General features: G+C 64.5%; 9 protein-coding genes. 1 reads left to right on the top strand and 8 read right to left on the bottom strand.

Translation table 11 applies throughout. The annotated features are described in order from the left end of the window. Positions 1-350: 350 nt before the first annotated feature. From MKK82_RS19660 to MKK82_RS19630, 7 genes are all read right to left on the bottom strand, one after another. A complete protein-coding gene (locus MKK82_RS19660) occupies positions 351-683 on the bottom strand; it encodes a hypothetical protein (RefSeq protein ID WP_243986531.1) in 333 nt (110 codons plus the stop codon). 59 nt (positions 684-742) lie between these two features. Further along, positions 743-1183: an SRPBCC domain-containing protein gene (locus MKK82_RS19655; protein ID WP_243986529.1), complete on the bottom strand. Its 441-nt coding sequence runs from the start codon at positions 1181-1183 to the stop codon at positions 743-745. A 152-nt stretch (positions 1184-1335) separates the two neighbouring features. Further along, positions 1336-2157, bottom strand: a complete 822-nt coding sequence (locus tag MKK82_RS19650; protein ID WP_243986527.1) for a transglutaminase-like domain-containing protein — start codon at positions 2155-2157, stop codon at positions 1336-1338. A 322-nt stretch (positions 2158-2479) separates the two neighbouring features. Further along, positions 2480-2965, bottom strand: a complete 486-nt coding sequence (locus MKK82_RS19645; RefSeq protein WP_243986525.1) for a hypothetical protein — start codon at positions 2963-2965, stop codon at positions 2480-2482. A 110-nt stretch (positions 2966-3075) separates the two neighbouring features. Further along, entirely contained in the window at positions 3076-3270 is a 195-nt protein-coding gene (locus MKK82_RS19640; protein ID WP_243986523.1) for a hypothetical protein, read from the bottom strand. Between the two features lie 287 nt (positions 3271-3557). Further along, a complete protein-coding gene (locus tag MKK82_RS19635) occupies positions 3558-3770 on the bottom strand; it encodes a hypothetical protein (protein ID WP_243986522.1) in 213 nt (70 codons plus the stop codon). Positions 3771-3782: 12 nt separating this feature from the next. Then, complete coding sequence (locus MKK82_RS19630; RefSeq protein ID WP_243986520.1) at positions 3783-3992, bottom strand: hypothetical protein; 210 nt, start codon at positions 3990-3992, stop codon at positions 3783-3785. Positions 3993-4154: 162 nt separating this feature from the next. Here MKK82_RS19630 and MKK82_RS34235 point away from each other — a divergent pair, with 162 nt between their 5' ends. Next, complete coding sequence (locus MKK82_RS34235; protein ID WP_313902104.1) at positions 4155-5045, top strand: DUF5681 domain-containing protein; 891 nt, start codon at positions 4155-4157, stop codon at positions 5043-5045. Between the two features lie 201 nt (positions 5046-5246). Here MKK82_RS34235 and MKK82_RS19620 read toward each other — a convergent pair whose 3' ends face one another. Then, positions 5247-5525: a hypothetical protein gene (locus MKK82_RS19620; protein WP_243986518.1), complete on the bottom strand. Its 279-nt coding sequence runs from the start codon at positions 5523-5525 to the stop codon at positions 5247-5249. Positions 5526-5729: the final 204 nt, after the last annotated feature.

The following is a 5729-nucleotide window of genomic DNA, read 5'->3' as shown; positions in this document are numbered from 1 at the left end:
CTTGGATGGCCCGTTTCCCGCCGACTGGCTCGTGACTACGAGCGCTTGCCCGCCACTCTGGCCGGATTGCATCTCGTCGCCTTCAGCGTCCTGCTCCTCCGCAGGGCCGCCGACTTCGCTGCAGTCCGTAACAGCCTCTAGGGGTTTCTTATGACCATCACGCGGGAAGAAGCAGGACAGTTTTATATAAGGAGGCGAAACTAACCCCTAATACCCCTCAAACCCCTATCGGGGTGTGCGCCGGATGGCCGGCTGTGATCCCCGCCGCCGACGCCTGCGGCCCGTTCCACCCCGACATTGACTTGGCAGAGTGCATCACCCGATTTGCCACCCAGCATCGCCGCGGCCAGTCAGATCGTCTCGTAGGCGAACAGGACTGCGATCACCGACAGGCTGCCCAACCCGAGAACGAAGCAGACGTCGGCCCCGCGCTCCAGGCGGACCGCTAGGTCATTCTCAGCCGACAGGCGGATCGACAGGTAGGAGGCGGCCGCGCTCACAAGGAACAGGATCGCGGTCAGGGCGGCATACTCGTCGACATGGCTCTGGCCGATCCGGGCTTCGAGGATCTTCACCAAACCGATCAACGTCGTGCACACGCCGACCATCGTGCCGGCAGTCGGCAGGATGTGGCGGGACAGCCCCTCCTCGCCGGATCCAGGTGGTCTCCGCCCTCGTATCATGCCCTACCTAAGCTACACTTCAGCCAGAAACGCGCCCCGCTCAATCCCGGGGTGCGCGTTCACGGCTCTGTCGAGACCCTACGCCTCACGACCTCGGACATCAGCGCCTCGTTCATCTCGGTGAAGCGCCGGGTCAGCGACGATCTGAGCAAAGGAAAGACGACCGGCACGAGCGCGCCGGAAAAGGCCTCCGACTGCTCCAAGGTCACGACGCCAGACGCCTCCGTCACACCGAAGCTGTGAGTGCCGGTCATCAGCCTCGGTAGGCCGCCGCGCCACGTCAGTCGCGTGCCGAACGCCAGCTGCGTGATGACCGTCGGGACGCTGAAGAAGACCCTACCGTCTAGGGTCAGCTCTGCCTTCCAGGCAGCGCCTTCGGCCAGCTCGCCGTCGACCTTGCGGATGAACGGGTTCCACCGCGGATACGCGGGTAGGTCGACGAGGACCGCCCAGACTTCATCGGCATGCCCCGGGATCGAGAGTTCGGTGGTGATCTGCATGGCGGCTTCTAACCGATCCCTCGCTCGAAAGGACTGACCGTGCCACGCAAGCCTAACCCCGACCGCATGCCCGATCCCGGCTGCACCTCGGCCGAGCGCCGTACCCTCGACGCTATCGGTTGCGGCGAGCCGCCGGCCTGCTCGCCGGAAATCTACTCAACGACCTCGTCGGTATGCACCGTGAACCCGGCCAGGGGCGCGCGGCCGAAGCTCGTTGTGATCGCGCAGTCAGTGGCATCGCGCCCGTAGGCCATGACGATGCGGCCGATACGCGGCTTGTTGTGACGGGCATCGAATGTGTACCAGCGCGGACCAGTCGGCCCGTCGAGGTAGACCTCGAACCAGGCGGAGAAGTCCATCGGCGCGGGATCCTTCGGCACGCCGATGTCGCCGAGATAGCCGGTGGCGTAGCGAGCCGGGATGTTCATGCACCGGCACAGGGTGATCGCCAGATGAGCGAAGTCCCGGCACACCCCGACCTGCTGGCCATGGCCGTCGAAGGCCGAGCGGGTGGCGTCCGCCTGCATGTAGTCGAAGCGCAAACGCCCATGAGCGTAGTCGACGATGGCTTGGACGCGCCCCCAGGCCTCGGGCGTAGAGCCGAACTGGTCCCAGGCGGTCTGCGAGAGCTTGTCGGTGTCGCAGTAGCGCGAGCCGAGCAGGAACGGCAGCGCCTCGTCCGGCAGTTCATGGACTGGGATCTGTTGGGCGTCGGGCGCGTGGGCGTCGGGTCGGCCGTGGTCCTCAATCTCGAAGTCCGCCGACATCGTGATGCGCCCACCTGGCGCCAGGATGCGGGTGGCGACGTTGCCGAAGGGATCGCGGAATTGCCGGGCCGCGACCGGCGGGTCAAACGTGATGACCTCGCGGCTGCGCAGGTCGGGCTGCCGCTCCGGGCGGACGTTGAGGAGCAGCGTCATCGGCGTGGGGCCGAACGTGTCGAGGGCGACGGTGTATCCGCACCGGATGAGCATGACCTGATCTCCGTCTGAAGTCCTCTTCAGGTCCGTTCAGGCAAAATGCCGACCAGATCAGTCCCTTACACGAAGTGCGGCGGCACGATCATGAACTGGGCATGCACGATCAGGCTGAACGACATTGCGGCTGTCACGACGGCGTCGACGAGGCGGTTCGTCAGGGTGATCGGTTTGGTCATCGTGGGCCTCCTCGTCGGCTCGGCTGTCCTGGAGCGGCCTTATGGTCAAGCTCGATGTCGCGAAGATTGCCTCGATTGTTGCGTCGGCTTCAGTGCTCCGAACCGCTGCAATTTCGAGACGCCGCTCAGACATACTTCGATTAGTACGCTTGTCTCGGACGTATGCAGATCAGCCACACGGTCCACGCGAAGGCCGCTCCGCCCATTCCAGATGATGCAAGGAAGCTTGGCTCAATTCGGGGCGCGATCCCGAACACGAGAAGTCCCGCCAACAGCCCCGGTACGACACCGATCGCCATCGTCGGCAGTGCGCCTGTATCGAGCTTGCGAGCGGCCCAATTCGTCACAGGCAGCGTGAGGAGGAGTGTCGGGCTGATCATGACCGCCCCCCACAGCCCGAGCAGAGCAGTCACAACGGGGGCGGTCCAGGCGATCTCTACTGCACGTCCCCAACTCGCGAGCGCGAACATGGATAGCCCTTGCTCCCGGAAGTCGGACACGAACGCGGCGCACATCGTCGTCGCGCAGAAGCAGTAGGCAGCAGCGTAGTGCCCGACCAGGCCGGCCAGGACGACGCGACGGTTCGACGGACGCCAATCGGACCGAAATAGATACCGCTGGCTCATGGGGGCTCGCTGCGGTGACGCGGGGCTGCGCGCCGTCCGGCACTCATCATAGCGACCGTGGGGTTACCCGGCCGTACCGGACTGGATGGGTTCGCGTTCCGATCAGAAACCTACCAGCCGAGCCCGAGCCCCTTGGCACGCTCGTTTGGTCGCGCCTCACGTAGCAGCGTGATCAAGACATTGAACGCGGCCAGGGCGTCGGCTCGCGACCGAGACACCTCAAACCCCTCCCGGTCCAGCCTGATACCCAACTCGTCCGAGGCCAGCCGCGCGTCCGCAATGACGCGTTCCAGATCGGCCGTCATCTCCACTCGCTCCTGCAAGCCGACGACAGCTTCGGCAGCGATCCTCATTACGTCCTGACCCATCGCGGCAGGAGCGACTTTTACGACATCAATCCATGGCTGGACCACTTCCGCCAGAGCAGAGGGCAGATCAGCCGTGCTTGGGGAATGTCCCATGGGTCTCAGGTCCGTTTCAGCGTGCGGACCGCACGGAATGGGTGTTGCAGCGTTCGACGACGTCAACGCCCGTTGATTGCTCAGGATGCCAGGGCGTCCCGATGAGACTCTACAAGCACGAGAGGCACTTCTCACTGGCTACCGCTAGGCTTGTCCCTCTTAGCTCCGAGGCTCGTATCGCCTCGCGCCGCTTCCTCCTTCTCCGTGCCGGCCCGCTCCATCGGGCCGTCCTGCGGCTTGATCGCGCCGGTAGCAGTGTCCTGCGGGGTGTTCGCCAGCCCTTCGCTTGGTGGCTTGCCCTGAGGCATCCGCTGGGCCTGGGTGTCGATCGGTTCATCGGCCATGTGGCAGCCCTCTCAGATCTCGGTCTCGCGCTTCACGATCGCCGCCTCGTCGGTGCCCTTCTGCGACAGGCCGACATCTGGACCCTCCGTTGGGTCCGATGGTGCTTTGGGACTAATCGGAGGAATGGACCTTTGCTCGGTACCTACCCGGGCCCAGCGCTCCGCGTCGTACTCGGTGTTGGCGAGATCCTGGGTGTTTGCGGTCAGTGGCTTGTCGGACATCGGCGCTCTCCATCTTCACGCCAACGCAGCACGTGTCAGCCCAGGTCCGAGGATGCCGCCGGAGAGACAGTCGCGAGACGTCATAGCCTGTGCTATATATCCTCACCGGTCTGGCTGTTTTCCCGCTGTTGTTTACAGCCAGCTCATTCCTGAGAGCCGATCATGCGAGGCGACGGAAAACCATTCGTAGAGGGCCAGTCCGGCAACCCCGCCGGCCGGCCCCGCGGCTCGCGCAACCGCTCCACCTTGGCGCTGGAAGCCATCTTCGAGGGCGAGGCGGAAGCCCTATCCCGCAAGGCAATCGAATTGGCATTGGTCGGCGACGGCGGCGCGATCAAGCTGTGCCTCGACCGCCTGCTGTCGCCGCGCCGGGACCGGAGCATCACCTTCGACCTGCCGACCATCGAGACGCCCGACGATCTGCCGAAGGCGACCGCCGCCCTGCTGCGGGCCGTGTCCTCGGACGAGATCACACCAAGCGAAGCTGCAGACATCGGCAAGGCGGTCTCCGCCCACATCGACGCCATCACCGCGGCGGACCTGAGCCGTCGCCTCGCCGGATTGAAGGGATCCGCCGATGAGGTTGCACGAGATCAAGAGCCGCATCGTTCGGTTGGAGCATCAGAACCCGAACCTGAAGCCAGGCCCGCACCGATATACGGACGACGAGCTGGATGGTCTGATTGTTGTCCTCCGACAGGCCGAGGCCGGCGAGCTGATCGACCCCAAACGGGATGCGTGGGCGACCGTCCTGCTGGCCCGCGAGGGCTTCGTGCCCGGGGAGGCATGGCCGTGAGGCTGAAGGAAATCGAGGCGCGCGTCGTCCGGCTGGAGGTGGCGCGAAAGGCCAATGCTTTCGCCGGCATGACCGAGGAGAAGATCGAGGCCGAGGCCAAACGCCTCCTCAATTACCTCATCGGACCGGACGGCAGTTTCGCGGCGGTGGTCGCCGAGATGGCAGCCTCCGACGAGCCCGACATCCGTGAAGGGGCGCGGACGACGGTTGAGTGGTTCAGCCAGCGGTACGGCTACGCGCCGCCACCCGCAGCTTGAAAAATCTTGACTGAAATCAAGACCGGACAGGCCTCGCGCGTGCGCGTGTACTGGTCACGAAATTCGCCTGCTGGTTGCTCAGCACTCCCCGCAGCCACGCCGTCGCGACCAAGCGCTATGAGGCGACCGTCGCTCCGGTCTCAAGCCGAACGGCATAGGGCCGAACCACGTCGTCACGGGATCCGGCCCGACACCCCATCTCTATCCCTGCTGCATCGTCACCGACCCGTGATCGGGATCGACCGCTGCAACCCGTGGGCCGTGAACGCCCATCCGGATCAGAACCTGTAGCCCGCGGTTGCAGGCCTCCGTAAGCCGGTCGCTGTCATCGGTTGGCAGGACCAGCAGCAATTCGCGCATTACGCTCTGAACGACGATCGCGCGTTCGCCCTCCTGAAAACCGCTATCGCGCGCCCGCACAAGCGCCGAGGCGACGTTCTCGGCGATGATCTGCGCGATCAGCTCAATATCCGGTCTCATTGTTTTAGCTCAGCTCGATCGGAAGAGAGCAGGGTGGGTGCTCCCGCATTGCAAAGCCGGATCTGCGAGCACAATGTGTTTGCGCTCTTTCAGATAGGTGCATCGTGGACGAGAACGCTGAGAACATCGAGGCCGGAGCCACCGATTATACCGGTCTGACGACGAACCTCGTCTCAGCCTACGTGTCGAACAATCGTGTGCCGC

Source organism: Methylobacterium sp. E-046 (assembly GCF_022829625.1).
Taxonomy (GTDB): domain Bacteria; phylum Pseudomonadota; class Alphaproteobacteria; order Rhizobiales; family Beijerinckiaceae; genus Methylobacterium; species Methylobacterium longum.
The sequence above is the reverse complement of the archived record's forward strand: the minus strand, read 5'-3'. Positions and strand labels throughout refer to the sequence as shown.

Coding starts and splice junctions, on each gene's coding strand:
- MKK82_RS19660 (WP_243986531.1), bottom strand. CDS start 683: ATGATACGAGGGCGGAGACCACCTGGATCCGGCGAGGAGGGGCTGTCC.
- MKK82_RS19655 (WP_243986529.1), bottom strand. CDS start 1,183: ATGCAGATCACCACCGAACTCTCGATCCCGGGGCATGCCGATGAAGTC.
- MKK82_RS19650 (WP_243986527.1), bottom strand. CDS start 2,157: ATGCTCATCCGGTGCGGATACACCGTCGCCCTCGACACGTTCGGCCCC.
- MKK82_RS19645 (WP_243986525.1), bottom strand. CDS start 2,965: ATGAGCCAGCGGTATCTATTTCGGTCCGATTGGCGTCCGTCGAACCGT.
- MKK82_RS19640 (WP_243986523.1), bottom strand. CDS start 3,270: ATGACGGCCGATCTGGAACGCGTCATTGCGGACGCGCGGCTGGCCTCG.
- MKK82_RS19635 (WP_243986522.1), bottom strand. CDS start 3,770: ATGGCCGATGAACCGATCGACACCCAGGCCCAGCGGATGCCTCAGGGC.
- MKK82_RS19630 (WP_243986520.1), bottom strand. CDS start 3,992: ATGTCCGACAAGCCACTGACCGCAAACACCCAGGATCTCGCCAACACC.
- MKK82_RS34235 (WP_313902104.1), top strand. CDS start 4,155: ATGCGAGGCGACGGAAAACCATTCGTAGAGGGCCAGTCCGGCAACCCC.
- MKK82_RS19620 (WP_243986518.1), bottom strand. CDS start 5,525: ATGAGACCGGATATTGAGCTGATCGCGCAGATCATCGCCGAGAACGTC.